Source organism: Agrobacterium leguminum (assembly GCF_005144435.2).
GTDB classification, from domain to species: Bacteria; Pseudomonadota; Alphaproteobacteria; order Rhizobiales; family Rhizobiaceae; genus Agrobacterium; species Agrobacterium leguminum.
The window spans coordinates 394,672-412,096 of the sequence record NZ_CP120211.1 but is presented as its reverse complement, the minus strand read 5'-3'; the positions used below and the strand labels follow the sequence as shown (position 1 = coordinate 412,096).

The following is a 17,425-nucleotide window of genomic DNA, read 5'->3' as shown; positions in this document are numbered from 1 at the left end:
TCGCATCACGCTACAGCCGAAAGCCGGGCCTTATCGCCGGAGAGCCGGTCGACCATGAAATCGGAGTACCAGTTGACGAACTGCATCACGCCGCCCTCGTCCTCCATGGAATAGGGGCCGGGCTCGTAGGCCGGGGAACGAATGCCAAAGGCATTTTCCTCGACGATGCGGCGGTCCTGGTCGTTGGTCTCGTTCCAGACGTGGGTGAGGTCCTCGAGATCGTAATCCACGCCTTCGACGGCATCCTTGTGCACCAGCCATTTGGTGGTGACCATGGTTTCCGTGGCGCTGAGCGGCAGCACCCGGAAGGAAATGGTGTGGTCGCCGAGGAAGTGGTTCCAGGTCGTCGGGTAATGGAACAGGAGCAGCGCGCCGATATGGCTGATGCTGACATCGTCAGACAGCGGCCGGCGCACGGCGCGCTTGCCGGACATGGTGTAGCTTTCCGCCTCGCCGATCAGCGGCATGCGGGCGACGCGGAACTGGCCCTTGGGGTCGATCTTGAAACGGCTCGGCAGGCCGGCGGCCTCGCAGCGCGCCCAGTGGCCGCCGATCTCGGGATCGCTCGCACCGCCGTCCGTTCCCGTCACGCTCGGGTTTTCGGGATAGGTGCGGCAGAGTTCCGGATGGTTGGCGGCGCAATGGTAGCACTCGCGGTTATTTTCCCAGACGAGCTTCCAGTTGCCCTTTTCGATGATCGTGCTCTCATGCGCGACCTTCGCTTCCCAGATGCGGTGCGGCGCCATGTAACTTTCGACTTCCTTGCGCATGGGCTCGAAATCGGCCGGCTGATCGGCAAGGCAGATGAAGACGTAACCGGCGACGGTTTCGCAGGCGACCGGCTTCAGACCGAAATCGCCCTTGTCGAACTCTTCTCCCATGTGACGTGCAAACAGCAGCTTGCCGTCGAGATCGTAGGTCCACTGGTGATAGGGACAGACGAGGCGGGCAGACTGGCCCTTCTGCGTAGTGCAGACGCGCGAGCCGCGATGGCGGCAGGAATTGTGGAAGGCGCGGATCTGCCCGTCGCGACCGCGAACGATAACCACGGAATAGGCGCCGACCTGCACGGTGAAATAGCTGCCGGATTTCGACACTTCGCAATCATGGCCGACAAACAGCCAGTCGCGATACCAGATGGTTTCCATATCCAGCTTGAAATAATCCGGGTCCGTGTAGAAGGGCTGTTCCAGGCTGAAGCCTTCGCGGCGGTTTTTCAGCTGGCGCAATACGGTATCACGCAATTCCATGGCCAAATCCTCGATCAAACCGCCCTGCCCGACACCATTTGCGGGGTTGCGGAAGCATGTACTCATCTAAACACCGGCGCTCATTTGCGGCAGCACAAACAGCGACATTACCTTCCGCATTGGCGACAAATTGCGACATGCGCAATTCGCCCTCTCAGCCCATTCCGCTGGGAAATCCGACAGCTATTCAGTGACGGAAATGACGTCGCAATATGACGCATGATGGCGCGCGTCCTGCTCCCCACCCATTAAAAAACGGGGGGTGCGGCGCAACGGAGTATTAACGCGCCCTAAATTATCTTGCCGGATCGACAGCAACGAGGGTGTTCCCGGTGGAGAAGGCGACACGCATACGCTATTTCGATGCGAGCAGGCATTCGGTCACACCGATACGCTCGAAGACCGCGCATTCCGATTTCCTGCGGACAGGGCGCATCAGCCGTTATGAAGAACGATGGCTGCCGAAAGAACGCGTCTATTACAGCCATGACGACGTCGCTGCGCTGACCGGGCGAAAGCTGGAAGCTGCCGCCGATGCCACCCACAGCCGCCTGAACGGCTTTCACCAGTCCATCCGTTTTCCGAAGATGGTTTTTCACCATCTGCTCAATGACCGGCCGCACCTTGGCTATTGTCACGTCACGGCGGCGAAAACCAGCTTCGATGCCGAGCGCCATGTGCTCTGGTCCTTCTATTTCGCGAATTTCTTCGCCGAGCTGAGCGGGGCCGAAAACTTCTTCGAAAATATCGATGCGCGCTATTCGAGGATGTATTTCGCCGTCGCCATCAACGCGCTTCCCGATCAGGAACTCGCCGTCGATACCTCCGTGCATCGCGGCGGCCTGCTGTTTCAGACCCACGATCCGCGGGTGGCGCTGAAAAACGTGCTCATGCTCGGCGCGCGGTCCGAGGAGATGCGCAGGATCATCAAGGCGATATAAAACTTTCCATAAGCCTCTGAAATACGCTATTGACCGCCCTGAAAGGCAGCATCATGGCGCGTCATATCGATATAGACAACGAGCGGGAAACGGCCCTGCAGGCATCCGTGGCGGAGCTTGCCGCCGGCCAGCCCATCGCCCTGCCGACGGAAACCGTCTACGGCCTTGCCGCCGACGCCACCAATCCGGCGGCGATTACCCGCATTTACGAGACAAAAGGCCGGCCGCAGTTCAACCCCCTGATCTGCCACATGGCCGATATCGCCATGGCCGAACGTTACGCCGTCTTCGACCCCATACCGCTGAAGCTGGCAGAAGCCTTCTGGCCCGGCCCGCTGACGCTGGTGCTGCCGCTGAAACCGGCAAGCGACATTCATTCGCTGGCGACAGCCGGTCTCGATACGGTCGGCATTCGTGTGCCGCAGGGTTTTGCCGGCGATCTGATCCGCCGGTTCGACAGGCCGCTCGCCGCCCCCAGCGCCAATAGTTCCGGCAAGATCAGCCCGACAAGTGCCTCCCATGTGGAGGCGGATCTCGGCCAGAAGATCAATCTCATTCTCGATGGCGGGGCGGCCGCTGTCGGCGTCGAATCCACCATCGTCAAGGTGGAAGAGGATGGCCGGGTGCGGCTGCTTCGTCCCGGCGGCATCGTTACCGCGGACATAGAACGCATTGCCGGCAAACGGCTTGAACGGCCGAAAAAAGCCGCCGCCGCCATTGAAGCGCCGGGAATGCTGGCCTCGCATTACGCGCCGGGTGCTGCCGTGCGCCTTCACGCCACATCGGTTCTGCCGGGCGAAGCGCTGATCCGCTTCGGCGGCATCGCCATTGCCGGCGAAGAGACGGCGCGCACCGTGCTCGATCTCAGCCCTTCCGGCGATCTTTCCGAGGCCGCCGCCAATCTGTTCGATTATCTGAAAGCCGCCGATGCGAGCGGCGCAGACATGATCGCCATCACCACCATTCCCACCCATGGTCTCGGAGAGGCGATCAACGACCGCCTTTCCCGCGCCGCCGCGCCGCGAGGCTGACGGCACCCAATCCTTTCGCCCATGTTTCAAAAGACAGCGAGACGCCGCCCATGACGACCACCGCCATCCCCTCCTCCGACATCCTCGACCGCTTTACCGCCATTGTCGGCGAAAAGAACGCGGTCCGCGACCCGGCGGAAATGGCGCCGCGCCTCGTGGAAAATCGCGGGCTTTATCGCGGCGCCTCGCCGCTGCTCATAAAGCCCGCTTCGGTCGAAGAGGTTGCCGCCATCCTGAAGCTCGCCAGCGAGAGCGGCACCGCCATCGTGCCGCAGACTGGCAATACCGGCCTCGTGGGCGGCCAGACGCCGCGTGCCGAAGGAACGGACATCATCCTGTCGCTGGAGCGCATGAACCGCGTTCGCGATATCGATCCGGTCGCCAATATCATCGTCGCCGATGCCGGCTGCATTCTCGATGACATCCACAAGGCTGCTGATTCCGTGGAGCGGATGTTCCCGCTGTCGCTCGGCTCTCAAGGGTCCTGCCGCATCGGCGGCAATCTCGCCACCAATGCCGGCGGCACGGCGGTGCTCGCCTATGGCAATATGCGCCAGCTTTGCCTTGGGCTGGAAGTAGTGCTGCCGACCGGCGAAATCTGGAACGGGCTGCGCCGGCTGAAAAAGGACAATACGGGTTACGATCTACGCGATCTCTTCATCGGTTCCGAAGGCACGCTTGGCGTCATCACGGGTGCGGTGCTGAAGCTCTTCCCGAAACCGCTCGGCCATCAGGTGGCCTTTGCCGGTCTCAGCTCCACCGAGGACGCGCTGAAGCTGTTCGAGATGGCCTCCAATCTCTGCGGCACGGCGCTCACCGGTTTCGAACTCATGCCGCGAATCGGCGTCGAATTCACCGCCCGGCATATTCCCGGCGTGCGCGATCCCCTGGAACAGCCGCATGAGTGGTACGCGCTCATCGATATTTCCACCTCCGACTCGGCCGAAACGGCGGATAGCATGATGCAATCGCTGCTGGAGCGCGGTTTTGAGGCCGGGCTGGTTCAGGATGCGGTGATCGCCGCGTCCGAAGCGCAGCGGCAGGCGCTCTGGCACATGCGCGAAAGCATGTCGGAGGCGCAGAAACCCGAAGGCGGCTCGATCAAGCACGATGTTTCCGTTCCGGTGTCGAAAATACCCGAATTCATGGCGACGGCGGAAAAAGCGGTTCTTGCCGCCATACCCGGCGCCCGCGTCTGCGCCTTCGGGCATCTGGGCGACGGCAATATTCACTACAATATTTCCCAGCCGGTGGGTGCCGACAAGGCAGAATTCATTGGCCGCTGGCGGGACATGAACGAGATCGTGCACGGCATCGTGCTGTCGCTCGGCGGTTCCATTTCGGCCGAACACGGCATCGGGCAATTGAAGCGCGATGAACTGGCCGCCATCCGCCCCGGCATCGAAATGGAACTGATGCGACGCATCAAGCACGCTTTCGACCCCGCCGGCATCATGAACCCCGGCAAGGTTCTGGCCGGGTAAAGCGGCCCCGAGGTTAGGCCGAGGCCCGCAGCGCCCAGGCGGGCACCATTTCCGCATTCAGCCGGCGCGGTTTCTGCGCGCCGACAAATTGCGTCAGGCTCATGCCCGATTTCGCAATCGACACCGCATGCTTCTTTGGCAGAAGATACCCGTGTTCCAATGGCGGAATACGCCGCAGCATACGGCTGAAGACATTGCGCCGGTGATAGCGCGAGGGCGAGAAACGCGCCGGCTGCGCGCAGATCGCCACATATTCGAGAATCTCGTCGATCCAGCCCGCCTGCGGGCGCGCGCCCGGCTCGATCAGAAGCAGCCAGCCGCCGCGTGCGGACTTCACGACGTCTTCAATGTCCCACTGCCCATAAAAACGGCAGCCGGCGGCATCGGCGACGCGCGACGATCCATCGCGCGAACCGTGATCGAGAATCACAACATCGCTTACAAGCCCTTCCACGGCCCCGGTTACAAGCGCAGACAAGGTGTGCGCCAGTTCCGGCTCGTGATCCCGGCATTCCATTATGACTGTCAACATCTGCATAGCTCTAACGCATCGCACAATAAATTGCCACTATGCTCATTGCGGTAAAATCCAGGGCTGTCCTTGCCACAGACCGCGCAGTCTCCAGACGTGGCCGTGCCTGTCGCGCTCACATCCATCTCTGGAGAACGAGCCGAATTTGCAATTTTGTTCTTGTATTGTTCTCACTCCTGATGTAGGAATTTAATCATTCGGAAGGCGGTTGAAAGCCTGTCCGGATGGAAACGGTTTAGGGCGTTGAGCGTGCCTTGAGAGGCGTGCGGCGTCCTGGGAGCATCCAGATGAGAAACCATACGCTTTCGGGGCAGGCTGCCTTCCAGCCGAGCCATATGCCGGATATTGCCAATGCGTTGGCCGATGCATCCGGCCTGCGCATCGAGATCGACCGTCGTCGCGGCCGTGGCGCCGGGCTGAATCCGGATGGACGCTTCGAGACCCTGCAGCACGAAGTTTTCGACGATGGCTGGCAGACTCTCGAGGACATGCCGGAATTCCGCACCGAAGTGCAGGTGGAAAAGCCGCGCAGCATCATCACCCGCAATGAATCGCCCGACATCCCCTTCGACCGCTCCATCAATCCCTATCGCGGCTGCGAACATGGCTGCATCTATTGTTTTGCGCGCCCTACGCACAGCTATATGGGGCTTTCGGCCGGGCTGGATTTCGAAGCCAAGCTCTTCGCCAAGCCGGATGCGGCAAAGCTGCTTGAACGGGAACTGGCGAAGCCGGGCTACAAGCCGCGGGTGATCGCCATCGGCACCAATACCGATCCCTATCAGCCGATCGAGCGCGAATGGCGCATCATGCGGCAGATACTGGAAGTGCTGGCCAAGGCCGATCATCCCGTCGCCATCGTCACCAAATCGGCGCTGATCAAGCGGGATATCGATATTCTGGCGCCCATGGCCAAAAAGGGGCTCGCCAAGGTCGGTATTTCCGTCACCACGCTGGACCGGAAGCTCGCGCGCAACATGGAACCGCGCGCCGCCACGCCGGAGAAGCGGCTGGAAGCCGTCAAGGCGCTGACAGAGGCCGGCATTCCCGTGGCCGTGATGATGGCGCCTGTCATCCCGGCGCTCAACGATCATGAGATCGAGCGTATTCTCGAGGCCGGCAAGGCCGCCGGCGCCACCGAAGCGTCTTATGTGCTTTTGCGTCTGCCGCTGGAGGTGAGCCCGTTGTTCCGCGACTGGCTGCTGCGCAACTATCCGGACCGTTACCGTCATGTCATGTCGCTGGTGCGCTCCATGCGCGACGGCAAGGACTACGACGCGGAATTCGGAAAACGCATGAAGGGCGCCGGCCCCTATGCCTGGCAGATCGGCAGGCGTTTCGAGATGGCGACGAAAAGGCTTGGCCTCATCCGCCGCGGCATCCACCTGCGCGACGATCTCTTCGTGCCGCCGGGCGGTGCAGGCGTGCAATTGTCGCTGCTTTGAAAGACCGATGCTGAAAAGAACTCCGCCTGATCCAAGCACCATACGGAACGTGCGGCGATATCAGGCAGAATATGACAGGGAGCGGCCGCCTCTTTTTTGGACCGGCCACACTCCCACGAAATGCCCGGTGGGTTTTCCCTGGCCCGCCGGACATCGCCCCCGGAACCGCCGCCTCGCGTGCGATCGTTTTTCCTCCGCCGCCCCGTTGGAGGATCAAAGGTCATGATGACCTTCGGGGCACGGTGAGCCACGCCCCTTGACCCCGGCTCACCGCGCCTGTCATCGCCCGCTTCCGGGGGCTTGCAGGAGATCGGGTGTGTGTGCCAGTTTCGCCGCATGAAACGCACGGCCACACCCGATTCTCCTGCTCTTTTTGATCTTGCCGATACCGGTCCGGATTTTTCCTTCGAACTGGAAGCGAAAAAGAAGGGCCTCTGGCCCGTGGCCGGCACGGATGAGGCAGGCCGGGGACCTCTGGCCGGACCGGTGGTTGCGGCAGCCGTCATTCTCGATCCGGACAATATTCCCAAGGGGATGGACGATTCCAAGAAGCTGACGAAGCAGAAACGGGAAAGCCTGTTCGTACAGATCATGGAAACCTCGATCGTATCCGTCGCCTCTTCCGGCCCCGGCCTGATCGACAGCATGAATATCCTGCGCGCCAGCCTCGACGCCATGCGCCGCGCCGTGCTCGGTCTCGAAATTTCCCCTGCCCTCGTGCTGGCCGACGGCCGCGACCGTCCGCCCGGCATCGCCTGCGAGGCCAAAACCGTCATCAAGGGCGATTCCCGCTCCCTCTCCATCGCCGCCGCCTCGATCATCGCCAAGGTGACCCGCGACCGGATGATGGAACGCGCGGGTGTGGTGCATTCGTCCTACGGCTTTGAAGGCCATGCCGGTTACGGCACGCCGGCCCATCTACGCGCTATAGAAAGCCACGGGCCCTGCCCGCTGCACCGGATGAGTTTCAGGCCGCTGAAGCGGGATTGATTTTGGCGGGGTAATCAAGGTTAAGCCATAACACCCACTATGAGGCCGAGAGTAGCAAGACAACTTTGAGTAGCTAGACTAATAGCACCGGCCGCTTGGCAGATGCACGGCCTCTACAGACCGAACTCAAAGCGCATTTTTCAACTCCTCAGAACCGACGTGTTAGCTCCAGGCCTGTCACCAGCCCGGAACATCCCTGGTATCAAGATTTTTTCTCGCTCATACGATCCGTCAAAGCTTTGAGAACAGATGCTGATTTGACCGAGAAGTGCTTACCGAGGTCGACGATACTCTCACTCGCAAGAGATTCCTGGAAGAACCGCTTAATCTGCGGTTTCGTTGGACTACCCTTGGATTTTGTAAGGTCCGCAATAACCGCAACTGCTTCGCTATCCACAAGATCTTCGATTTCAGTTATGTCGCTCTGGATGTCACTGAGTGTGAGAATACGCGAAACAGGGATTCCGTACTCCAATACATATCTGTCACGCTCAGACTTGCCCTGCTTATCGCCATCAAGCAGAAAGAGAAAGTCCAGGTTCCAGCCGACGTTCATCGCAGCAAGCGCTCCGAACGTTCCTGCGCCCATGCCCGGCATCAAAGGTAGACCAGAAGTTTTTAACAGTTTTGCAGCATATCTCAAGATGTAGTAGTCCGACCTGCCCTCCAGAATCACCGCGGACTTTTTGATATCAAAGCGCGATGGAACAACCTCAAGCCTATCCAAGATCGGCTGAAAATAACTTGTTTTGCTCGGGTTCTTATTCACGAATGAACGATAGGAATTCACTTGAATGTCTAGCGATTCATCATCGAGGGATATGGCGTCGAGGACGGAGTCAGTCGGCGTATCTGCCCGGTTTGTCACAATGTAAGTCTGCTCCAGCCATTTGGGTTCTATCATGTAGTGGCTGTGGGTGGTGTATGCCAGAGCATGGGTTCCCTTCGCGATCGCCGGGAAGCAGTCGATCAGCTTTTGCTGGGCTGCCGCGTGTAGGTTAGACGCGGGTTCGTCAAACAAAAACAGTAGTGGACGCGTTGTTGAACGAGCGACGCGGAACTGAGTGAACAACATGAAGGCAAAGAACCAGCGAAAACCCAGCGACCGGTCGTTGACAGCAAAGCGCCGCGTTCCATCTCGCACCTTAAACTGAATATAAATGTCGTGCTCTTGCGTCTTTGTCAAAGCGCCTTTCGCGTCTTCTTTTTGTCCCTCGTCCAGACCGAACGTGATGACGACCTCTTTGCCTTTGGCGTCTTCCCCAAAAATCTTGTTCCAACGGCCGAAGACGGTCGACGTGACGGTTGAGCTAGCGCGGTCCATAACATGCTGAATCTTCTCACCATCATCGAGTCCAGCCCAACTTGCGAGAAAGTTTACCCAAGTGGTGATCAGGTCCTCGTGGCGCACGCGCCTGACGATGTCCTTCTCAATCGTGTAACCTTTGCCGTCATAATCAAGAATGTCCTGAAATACAGTTTTGTAGAATTTGTCGAGAGGCTTGCCGCGATCTGTGAGATAGATGCGCTCTGGGAAGTCGAAGACAAATGTCGGGAAATACGAAATATCTGGGGTGTAACCATACATCAGCAATTTGAGCTCGTGCTCTTCAGCGTCGGTCGGCCTCCGCCACTTTCGTTGGGTTTTTCCGCGAACCCAAAATGGGGTCCGAAGGCTGAAGTAGGTCTGCTGAAAATCGCCGTCTTTGAACCGTTGCTGCCGCTCAAAATTGATTTCGTCCGGAAATTGGTCGGGATCGAGATGTAAGTTTTTCTTGTTTAGGGCTTCGGCAATAATTGCCTTTTTGTCCCTCTCGTCTACCGATACTGTCGCAGCAACAGAAACGTCACCGCTGAAGTTGGAAAGTTGATGGCGGGGAACTCGGTCCTTAAAAGGAACCCCCACTCCTTTTTCTCCGCTAAGAAGCTGGCTCGTGGCACTTTCAGGTGAAAAACTGTGAATGGCTTCGAGGATGGTTGTCTTGCCGCTTTCGTTTAGGCCAACGAACGCAAAAACCGACGCGTTCGCGAAACCCTGCAGTTCCACTGTGGTGTCCTTGATACCCTTGAAGTTCTTAATTCGAAATCGTTTGTATTTCACCAGCGCGCCCCTTCACTGCAGAATTGATCGAGCCTAGAATAACTGTTGGTGCGAATACAAGACGGGCAGCGATATTGCCCACTACTGATAGTCCTTTGATCAAGCTGCTCGCACGTGAATAGCCCGACGCAAAAGGAGCTGCCAATTATGGCCCCGGCGACACATCCCAAACCAACCTCCAGAGCCCAAACAAAAAACCCCTCTCGGCTTGCGCCGGAGGGGCTTTGAACAATACCGAGATAAATCTCAGTTCAGCTTCGACTTCACTTCGCCGATGGTGGCGGTGAAAAGCTTGGCCTTTGCGGCGGCGGTGGTCTTTTCGGCAATGAGCTTCTCGGAAGCGGCAATGGCGATATCCACGGCGGCGGCGCGGACGGCGCCGATGGCGTCGTCTTCGGCCTGCTTGATCTTCTGTTCCGAAAGGGCCGTGCGGCGGGCGACGAATTCTTCCGTCTTCTGCTTGGCTTCTTCCGTCAAGGCTGCTGCCTCGCGCTCGGCGGCGGCAACGATACCTGCGGCTTCCGCCTCGGCTTCCTTACGCTTGCGCTGATATTCGGCCAGCAGGTGCTGGGCCTCTTCGCGCAGGCGCTTGGCTTCGGCCAGCTCGTCCTGAATGTTCTGCGCGCGCTCGTCCAGAGACTTGGCGAGCATGCCGGGAACCTTGAGATAGGCAACCAGAACGAAGAAGAGGACGAGACCGACGAGAGCGAAAAATGATGCATCAAATGCCATATCAGGCTCCCTTCACGTTCGAAGCGGCGGCAATCGCTGCCTTGACGTCCGTGTCCTTGACCTTGGCGCCGACCAGCTGGTCGACAATCGCGGTCGCGGTTTCTTCGGCGATTGCGCCGACATCGGCGAATGCCTGTTCCTTGATGCCGGCAATGCGCTTTTCGGCGGCGGCGAGCTTTTCGGCAAGACCGGCTTCGATAGCGGCGCGGTCGGCATCGGCCTTCGCCTTTGCGGCGTCACGGGCCGCAGCGCCGATGGAGCCTGCCTTGGCGCGGGCTGCCGCGAGTTCTTTTTCATAGGTTTCGACGGCAGCGTCGGCTTCGCTTTTCAGCCGTGCCGCTTCATCGAGATCCTGTGCGATGCGTCCGTGACGGTTTTCGAGAATGCCGCCGACGCGCGGAACGATGACCTTCTGCATGAGCAGGTAGAAAAGGCCGAACGTGATCGCCAGCCAGAGAACCTGCGATGCATAAGTAGACTGGTCGAACGGCGGGAATACGCCGGAAGCGCCGTGTTCGGCGCCGTGCGCCACACCGGTTTCCGTGTGCGTGGCTTCCGGTTGCGGCTGGCCGACAGCCGGAGTTTCCGTATGCGTTTCACCTACGGTCGGTGCTGACTGGGCATAAGCCTCGGTCACGAACATGCTCACCTCCAGGGGTACTGCAAATGCGAAGGATCACGGCACGCCATTTGCGGGCCGTGATCCAGACCTGATGCCGATATTAAACAGCGAACAGGAGAAGGAGAGCAACGAGCAGCGAGAAGATGCCCAGAGCTTCCGTAACGGCGAAGCCGAATACCAGACGGCCGAACTGGCTGTCGGCAGCAGAGGGGTTGCGCAGTGCGCCGGACAGGTAATCACCGAAGATACGGCCGAGTGCGAGGGACGTACCAGCCATGCCGAGGCATGCGAGACCTGCGCCGATGTACTTTGCTGCTTCCGCTTCCATGTGAGACTCCTTGAGATATTGGTTGTTGCGGCTGTTTTTGACGCCCGTTGCCGGGGCCAGCGACTTTACTTCTCAGTGACCACCATGCACGGCGTCGTTCAGGTACATGCAAGTCAGTACCGCGAAGACATAAGCCTGCAGGAAGGCAACGAGAAATTCGAGAGCGGTCATGGCGACCGTCATGATGAGAGGCAGGACAGCACCGCCGACACCGAGCGCGCCGAGCGCGCTCATGGAGGCGACGAAGCCTGCGAAAACCTTGAGCGTGATGTGGCCGGCCAGCATGTTCGCAAAAAGACGAACCGAAAGGCTGATCGGGCGCGACAGGAACGAGATCATTTCAATCGACGCCACAAGCGGCAAAAGCGCCTTGGGAACGCCCGAGGGGGCGAAAATGCCGAAGAAATGCAGGCCATGCTTCCAGAAACCGTAAACCAGGACCGTGCCGATGACGAGGCAGGCGAGCGCGAAGGTGACGATGATCTGGCTGGTGACCGTGAAGAAATACGGGAACATGCCGAGAAGGTTCGCCGTCAGCACGAACATGAACAGCGAGAATACGAATGGGAAGAACACCATGCCCTTCTTGCCGGCGCCTTCGCGCAGCATGGAGGCGATGAATTCATAGGACATTTCAGCGACGGACTGCATGCGGGTCGGGATCAGACCGCGGTTCGACGTTGCGAAATAAAGGAAACCGGAAGCGGCAGCCACGGTCGCGACCATGAAGAGCGACGCATTGGTGAAGGAAAAATCGACGCCGCCAATTTCGATCGGAATGATCGGCTGCACCAAGAACTGATGGGTCGGATCGTTTGCCACCGGCTGCCCTCTTTACCTGTCGCCGCCTGTCGCGGCATCTCAACTGCAAGAAAAAACAGCTTAAACGCCGCCTTTTCCACCCTCGTCTCGTCTGTCCGCCTTCTCCAGCAGCGGCGGCTTGGCCACCGCGCCGGTCGAGCGCAACACATTCAATACGCCTGCGCAGAAACCGAGAAGAAGAAGAACGATCATCCCCCACGGCGTCGTGCCGGCAAAATAGTCCAGAAGATAACCCAGCATAGCGCCGACCACGATGGCCGAAATGAACTCCGATGAGAGCTTAACCGCCATCGCAAAACCCTTTCGGGTTTCCGCAGCGTTGGTCTCCGCCCTCACTTCCGCCTCATCCTCCGCCTTCACCTTCGCCAACTCGTCAGCAAGGCGCTTGCGGCGCTCGTCCAGACTATCGTCACGGTTGCCAGTCATCTTAAAATCCCACCCATTTTCTCCGTTCCAGCCATGCCAGAACCCTTTGGAGTTGTAAACGGTGACGGATTAAGCCTGTTCCAGCCCGCTCTGAAGTCGCGCGCAACATAGTTTTAGGGGCTTCTCTAGTCAAGGCACTGCGAGCGGTTGTTTTGACACAAATTAATCATGCAAAAACAACAGCTTGACATCAAATCGCGGTTTGGCGGCGATGTTTCACCGGGGAATCGGCATTTTTGACACGCAAAATGCGATAAATCGGCGGTGGTATCAGCTCCAGCCGCCACCATAGGTACGGTAAAAGACGTGCAATCCGATTCTGCCGACCTTCTTCATCGTGCGGCCCCAGGCGGGACGCACATAAACGGCGTGATAATGGGTTGCCGAACCCACTTCCTTCATCCAGATTTTGCCGGCGGTGGTGGCCATGGCCACTTCGCGCGCCATTTTCCAGTGGCGTTCGGAATTCACCCGGTCCTTGATATTGTCGCAGGCGAAGGAAAACTGGCAGCGGTTACGCCAGTCCTTGTTCTGATAGACGACGCCGCAGATGGTTTTCGGATAGGCGGGATTGCGCACGCGATTGAGAATGACCTGCGCCACCGCCGCCTGCCCCTTCACCGATTCTCCGCGCGCCTCGAAATAGATGCCGGAGGCGAGGCATTGCTGTTCGGCTGCGGAAAACACGGTGGCGGGCAGCGGGGTGGCTGCCCAGGCGTGGTCGTCCTCGGCGATCTGCGGCACGAAACGGCCGGCCTCGGGCTTTTTGAGAATGGCGTCGAAGGGCGACTCGCGGGCGAAATCCGGTTCGGCCGGCGCATAGGCCGTGGCGAGAATATCCGGCGTGCGATTGGTGATGAGCTCGGCCAGCATCGGCGAGACGCTTCTGTCCGCCTTCTTTTCCTCACGACGGAAATAGAAGGAGGCAAGTTCCACGTCCTTGCCGCGCTTCGGCTTGACGAAAGCGGTGCGGTCCTTGCGCTTCAGCGGCTCGATATCCAGCATGCTGGTGCGTTGCAGGACGGAACCGGCGGTGAAGGCTTTGGGCGGCTGCATGATTTCGGTGGCGACGATACGGCCCTTCTTGGCGGCGCGATTGACGCGCTCGCTGTCGGGCGTCGTTGCCTCGCCCTTCTTGTTGGTGACGAAGGCGACCTTGCTGCCATTGGGCAGGGTCATGCCGCCGCCCTGCAGCGCCGCCTCCCCTGCCGCATCGTTAAAGGTGAGCGAGGCATTGTGCACCGAGCCCGCCGGAGAGGCCGTCAGCACCATGCGCCATTGCTCGCCGCCATTATCAAGACCGGCCAGAAGCGAGGCCAGATCCGCGCGCGCAGCGAGGGAGGGAAAAACGAGCCAGGCGGCAAGGCCGAAGACGACGGGCGAGGTCCATTTTGACGCCCACCCCTGAAGGGACACGGGGGACCGACGACGCATTACTCTTTTCGAACGCAAAACCAGCACTCCGAACACCGACAACCATATTTGCTACAGGTGTTCGAGAATCTCTTATTAACCTTGATGCTTGGTTAACGCCGCGCGCGGACGCGGCTTCACGTTAATGTGTAACCATCCTCTAATGCCGTGGCGTGGAGTCGCGTTCGCATGTGCCGATCATAACTGTCCCGCAGGGCATCTCCACATCCGTCATTCCGGCCCAAGGCCGGTATGACGGAAAGAAGGAGACCGCCCAGCTAAATTGAGGGCATGCCCACGTCGTCAGACGACGACGTGCGAACCCAGTTCCACCACGCGGTTGGCCGGCAGGCGGAAATAATCGGACGGGTCGGCGGCGGTTTCGGCCAGCGCGATGAACAGGCGGTTCTGCCAGCCCGGCATGCCCGATTTCGGATCCGGCACCAGCTTGCGGCGGCCGAGATAAAACGAGGTCGACATGATGTCGAACTTGTAGCCGGTGCGCCGGAGATAACCCAGCGCCTGGGTGACGTTCTGGGTTTCCATGAAGCCGAAATGCAGTTCGACCACGACAAAGCGCTCACTCATCTTCGTCAGCGTATAACGATCTGCGGGATGAACGCGGGGCTGGTCTTCGGTGCGGATCGTCAGGATGACGTTCTTGTCGTGAAGGACGTGGTTATGCTTGAGATTGTGCAGCAGTGCGGCCGGGGCTGCTTCCGGATCGCCGGTGAGGAAGATCGCCGTGCCGGGCACACGCACCGGCGCATGGGCGCTTTCCTTTTCCACCGAGGCGATGAAAGCCTTCAGCGGCACATCGATGCGGCGGGTCTTGGCGAAGAGGATTCTCGAACCGCGCTGCCAGGTGGTCATGATGACGGTGAAGGCGATTGCCAGCAGCACCGGCACATAACCGCCATCGTGAATCTTCAGGAGGTTCGCGCCGAGGAAGATCAGCTCCAGCGCCAGAAGCGGGGCCAGCACGGCAATGGCCAGCCAGACCGACCATTGCCAGCGCTTGCGCACGAATTCGAAGAACATCAGGCTGGTGACGACCATCGCGCCGGTGACGGAAATACCGTAGGCGGTGGCCAGCGCATCCGAACTCTTGAAGGTGAGCACCAGCGCCACGACGCCGAACAGCAGGATGGTGTTGACGGCCGGCAGGTAAATCTGCCCGGTATTGGTTTCCGAGGTGAAGAGGATTTCCATGCGCGGCAGGTAGCCGAGATGGATCGCCTGACGCACGAGCGAAAACGCACCTGTTATGACCGCCTGGCTGGCGATGATGGTGGCGGCGGTGGCCAGAATGACGGCCGGCAGGATCGCCCATTGCGGGAACATCAGATAGAAGGGATTGGACATCGCCGCCGGGTCTTTCAGCACCAGTGCGCCCTGCCCGAGATAATTCAGCGTCAATGCCGGGAAAACCAGACAGAACCACGCCCACTGGATGGGACGGCGGCCGAAATGGCCGAGATCGGCGTAAAGCGCTTCCGCCCCGGTGATCGTCAGGAAAACCGCACCAAGCACAACGATGCCGTAGAAGCCTTCACTGGCCAGAAACTCCACCGCATGCCACGGGTTGAAGGCGAAGAGGATGCTGAAATCATCGGCGATATGGAGGAGACCGGCCAGACCCATGACGATGAACCAGACGGCGGTGATCGGCCCGAAGAATTTCGCCACCGTGCCCGTGCCGTGGGACTGGATGGCGAAAAGGCCGATGAGAATGCCGACGGAGATCGGGATGATGAAGGCGTCCATTTCCGGCGTGACGAGCTTCAGGCCCTCCACCGCCGAAAGCACCGAAAGCGCCGGGGTAATCATGGCATCGCCCAGAAACAGCGCCGCACCGATGAGGCCGAGCACGATGAGAACGCCGCGATGGGTGCCCGCCGTCTTCATCAGCAGCGCCAGCAGCGACAGCGTGCCGCCCTCGCCGTCATTGTCGGCGCGCAGCAGCAGGGTAATGTATTTGAAGGTGACGATAATGGTCAAAGACCAGATCATCAGCGATGTGAGGCCGATGACTTCTTCCTGCGTCACGCCATCATAGGCGATGGGCCGCAGGGCCTCACGGAAGGCGTAGAGCGGGCTGGTGCCGATATCGCCATAGACGACGCCGATGGAACCAAGGATCGCGGCGTAAAGCCCCTTGTTCTTGTGCTCGTCATCCGCATCCGGTTTCTCGGCAACATCCTTGTCAGCGATCTGGGACATGATGATCCTGGCTCCTCAGAGCCAGCCCTTCCAACGAAAAAAGAGAAACGGGATGATGGCGGACATCAGCATGATGACGAGCGCGAGCGGATAACCGAATGTCCAGTTCAACTCCGGCATGAGCTGAAAGTTCATTCCGTAGACAGAGGCCACCAGCGTCGGCGGCAGGAACACCACCGAAGCGATGGAAAAAATCTTGATGATGCCGTTCTGCTCGATGTTGATGATACCAAGCGAGGCGTCCAGCAGGAAGGTCAGATTGCCGGAAACGAAGGAGGCATGTTCGTTCAGCGACTGAATATCGCGCCCGATCGACTTGCCCTGCTCCCGCGCGCCCTTGTCTTCGCGCACCTGATCGCTGGTGGACAGAAAGGTCTGAAGGCGCGCCAGAGATGCAAGGCTCACGCGGACCTTCGATATCAGCCGGTGATAGGCGGCGATGTTGCCGAGGCGGTCTTCGAGATAGCGCGGCGCCTTGCGTTTGGAACGAGCCTGGCTGCCGAGAATGTCGGCGGCGAGATTGTCGATCCCCGTAACCGAGTTTTCGAGAATTTCCGCCGTGCGGTCGACGATGGTTTCCAGCAGCTTCAGGAGCAGCGCCGCGCCGCTGCGCATCTCGTGCGGAACGCGGGTGATGGCGGCAATGAAGAGATGGAAGGATTTCGGCTCGGCGTAACGGATCGTCACCAGACGCTTGCCGGCAAGGATGAAGGCGACGTCGGTGAGACGGGGATCGTCCGAATCCGCCTTCCACACCAGGGAGGCGGTCATGAAGACATTGCCGTCTTCCATATAAAGCCGGCTGGAGGGTTCGATATCCTTCAGATCTTCGCGGGTGGGCAGATCGAGCCCCAGCAGCTTTTCCACATGCTGCTCTTCCGCCCTGTCCGGATTGACGAGATCGATCCAGACGATGTCGTCGGGAATCTGTCCGGAGCCGTCGTCTGACGACAGGCTGATCGCCTCGCAATTGGTGCGATAGGCTTTTATCAATCCGTTTCTCCGCTCCACATTGCAGGCTTCAGCCGCAATGCTGCTTAACATATCCTGTTTGCGCTCGGCAAACCCTTGGACGACACTTCAGG

At 59.4% G+C, this 17,425-nt stretch carries 16 protein-coding genes; 5 read left to right on the top strand and 11 right to left on the bottom strand.

Annotated features, from left to right (window positions below; all coding sequences use genetic code 11):
* Positions 1–5: 5 nt before the first annotated feature.
* Positions 6–1,250 carry an aromatic ring-hydroxylating oxygenase subunit alpha gene (locus CFBP4996_RS01955; protein WP_059760874.1) on the bottom strand — a complete coding sequence of 415 codons (1,245 nt, stop codon included), beginning with the start codon at positions 1,248–1,250 and terminating at the stop codon, positions 6–8.
* A gap of 332 nt (positions 1,251–1,582) precedes the next feature.
* Here CFBP4996_RS01955 and CFBP4996_RS01950 point away from each other — a divergent pair, with 332 nt between their 5' ends.
* From CFBP4996_RS01950 to CFBP4996_RS01940, 3 genes are read left to right on the top strand one after another with little or no spacing between them, the layout of a single operon-like run.
* The gene (locus CFBP4996_RS01950) at positions 1,583–2,191 is read left to right on the top strand and encodes a DUF6656 family protein (protein ID WP_003521058.1); all 609 of its coding nucleotides are present in this window, start codon (positions 1,583–1,585) and stop codon (positions 2,189–2,191) included.
* Positions 2,192–2,244: 53 nt separating this feature from the next.
* On the top strand, positions 2,245–3,222 hold the full coding sequence (locus tag CFBP4996_RS01945) for an L-threonylcarbamoyladenylate synthase (RefSeq protein WP_080853237.1): 978 nt from the start codon (positions 2,245–2,247) through the stop codon (positions 3,220–3,222).
* Positions 3,223–3,272: 50 nt separating this feature from the next.
* Positions 3,273–4,706 carry an FAD-binding oxidoreductase gene (locus CFBP4996_RS01940; protein WP_080852583.1) on the top strand — a complete coding sequence of 478 codons (1,434 nt, stop codon included), beginning with the start codon at positions 3,273–3,275 and terminating at the stop codon, positions 4,704–4,706.
* Between the two features lie 13 nt (positions 4,707–4,719).
* Here CFBP4996_RS01940 and CFBP4996_RS01935 read toward each other — a convergent pair whose 3' ends face one another.
* Entirely contained in the window at positions 4,720–5,238 is a 519-nt protein-coding gene (locus CFBP4996_RS01935; protein ID WP_003521054.1) for a glycosyltransferase family protein, read from the bottom strand.
* A gap of 287 nt (positions 5,239–5,525) precedes the next feature.
* On the opposite strand from CFBP4996_RS01935, the gene CFBP4996_RS01930 reads away from it, so the two are divergent.
* On the top strand, positions 5,526–6,683 hold the full coding sequence (locus CFBP4996_RS01930) for a PA0069 family radical SAM protein (RefSeq protein WP_020810756.1): 1,158 nt from the start codon (positions 5,526–5,528) through the stop codon (positions 6,681–6,683).
* Positions 6,684–7,019: 336 nt separating this feature from the next.
* Positions 7,020–7,673 carry a ribonuclease HII gene (locus CFBP4996_RS01925; protein WP_080852584.1) on the top strand — a complete coding sequence of 218 codons (654 nt, stop codon included), beginning with the start codon at positions 7,020–7,022 and terminating at the stop codon, positions 7,671–7,673.
* A 202-nt stretch (positions 7,674–7,875) separates the two neighbouring features.
* Here CFBP4996_RS01925 and CFBP4996_RS01920 read toward each other — a convergent pair whose 3' ends face one another.
* The 9 genes from CFBP4996_RS01920 to CFBP4996_RS01880 form a co-directional block, all read right to left on the bottom strand.
* Positions 7,876–9,774 (bottom strand): AAA family ATPase, encoded by a 1,899-nt coding sequence (locus CFBP4996_RS01920; protein ID WP_162935921.1) that lies wholly within the window; start codon positions 9,772–9,774, stop codon positions 7,876–7,878.
* A 246-nt stretch (positions 9,775–10,020) separates the two neighbouring features.
* Positions 10,021–10,506, bottom strand: coding sequence for a F0F1 ATP synthase subunit B (locus tag CFBP4996_RS01915; protein ID WP_020810758.1), 486 nt, complete (start codon positions 10,504–10,506; stop codon positions 10,021–10,023).
* A 1-nt stretch (position 10,507) separates the two neighbouring features.
* Positions 10,508–11,149 (bottom strand): F0F1 ATP synthase subunit B, encoded by a 642-nt coding sequence (locus tag CFBP4996_RS01910; RefSeq protein WP_059760786.1) that lies wholly within the window; start codon positions 11,147–11,149, stop codon positions 10,508–10,510.
* Positions 11,150–11,228: 79 nt separating this feature from the next.
* The gene (locus tag CFBP4996_RS01905; protein ID WP_003494147.1) at positions 11,229–11,456 is read right to left on the bottom strand and encodes a F0F1 ATP synthase subunit C; all 228 of its coding nucleotides are present in this window, start codon (positions 11,454–11,456) and stop codon (positions 11,229–11,231) included.
* A gap of 72 nt (positions 11,457–11,528) precedes the next feature.
* On the bottom strand, positions 11,529–12,278 hold the full coding sequence (locus CFBP4996_RS01900) for a F0F1 ATP synthase subunit A (protein ID WP_003521045.1): 750 nt from the start codon (positions 12,276–12,278) through the stop codon (positions 11,529–11,531).
* Positions 12,279–12,338: 60 nt separating this feature from the next.
* Entirely contained in the window at positions 12,339–12,704 is a 366-nt protein-coding gene (locus CFBP4996_RS01895) for an AtpZ/AtpI family protein (RefSeq protein WP_080852586.1), read from the bottom strand.
* Positions 12,705–12,974: 270 nt separating this feature from the next.
* Complete coding sequence (locus CFBP4996_RS01890; RefSeq protein ID WP_035261814.1) at positions 12,975–14,138, bottom strand: cell wall hydrolase; 1,164 nt, start codon at positions 14,136–14,138, stop codon at positions 12,975–12,977.
* 282 nt (positions 14,139–14,420) lie between these two features.
* Positions 14,421–16,340, bottom strand: a complete 1,920-nt coding sequence (locus CFBP4996_RS01885) for a potassium transporter Kup (RefSeq protein WP_020809266.1) — start codon at positions 16,338–16,340, stop codon at positions 14,421–14,423.
* A 15-nt stretch (positions 16,341–16,355) separates the two neighbouring features.
* Positions 16,356–17,333 carry a magnesium transporter CorA family protein gene (locus CFBP4996_RS01880; RefSeq protein WP_162935922.1) on the bottom strand — a complete coding sequence of 326 codons (978 nt, stop codon included), beginning with the start codon at positions 17,331–17,333 and terminating at the stop codon, positions 16,356–16,358.
* Positions 17,334–17,425: the final 92 nt, after the last annotated feature.

Coding starts and splice junctions, on each gene's coding strand:
- CFBP4996_RS01910 (WP_059760786.1), bottom strand. CDS start 11,149: ATGTTCGTGACCGAGGCTTATGCCCAGTCAGCACCGACCGTAGGTGAA.
- CFBP4996_RS01905 (WP_003494147.1), bottom strand. CDS start 11,456: ATGGAAGCGGAAGCAGCAAAGTACATCGGCGCAGGTCTCGCATGCCTC.
- CFBP4996_RS01925 (WP_080852584.1), top strand. CDS start 7,020: ATGAAACGCACGGCCACACCCGATTCTCCTGCTCTTTTTGATCTTGCC.
- CFBP4996_RS01890 (WP_035261814.1), bottom strand. CDS start 14,138: ATGCGTCGTCGGTCCCCCGTGTCCCTTCAGGGGTGGGCGTCAAAATGG.
- CFBP4996_RS01940 (WP_080852583.1), top strand. CDS start 3,273: ATGACGACCACCGCCATCCCCTCCTCCGACATCCTCGACCGCTTTACC.
- CFBP4996_RS01885 (WP_020809266.1), bottom strand. CDS start 16,340: ATGTCCCAGATCGCTGACAAGGATGTTGCCGAGAAACCGGATGCGGAT.
- CFBP4996_RS01955 (WP_059760874.1), bottom strand. CDS start 1,250: ATGGAATTGCGTGATACCGTATTGCGCCAGCTGAAAAACCGCCGCGAA.
- CFBP4996_RS01945 (WP_080853237.1), top strand. CDS start 2,245: ATGGCGCGTCATATCGATATAGACAACGAGCGGGAAACGGCCCTGCAG.
- CFBP4996_RS01915 (WP_020810758.1), bottom strand. CDS start 10,506: ATGGCATTTGATGCATCATTTTTCGCTCTCGTCGGTCTCGTCCTCTTC.
- CFBP4996_RS01935 (WP_003521054.1), bottom strand. CDS start 5,238: ATGTTGACAGTCATAATGGAATGCCGGGATCACGAGCCGGAACTGGCG.
- CFBP4996_RS01930 (WP_020810756.1), top strand. CDS start 5,526: ATGAGAAACCATACGCTTTCGGGGCAGGCTGCCTTCCAGCCGAGCCAT.
- CFBP4996_RS01895 (WP_080852586.1), bottom strand. CDS start 12,704: ATGACTGGCAACCGTGACGATAGTCTGGACGAGCGCCGCAAGCGCCTT.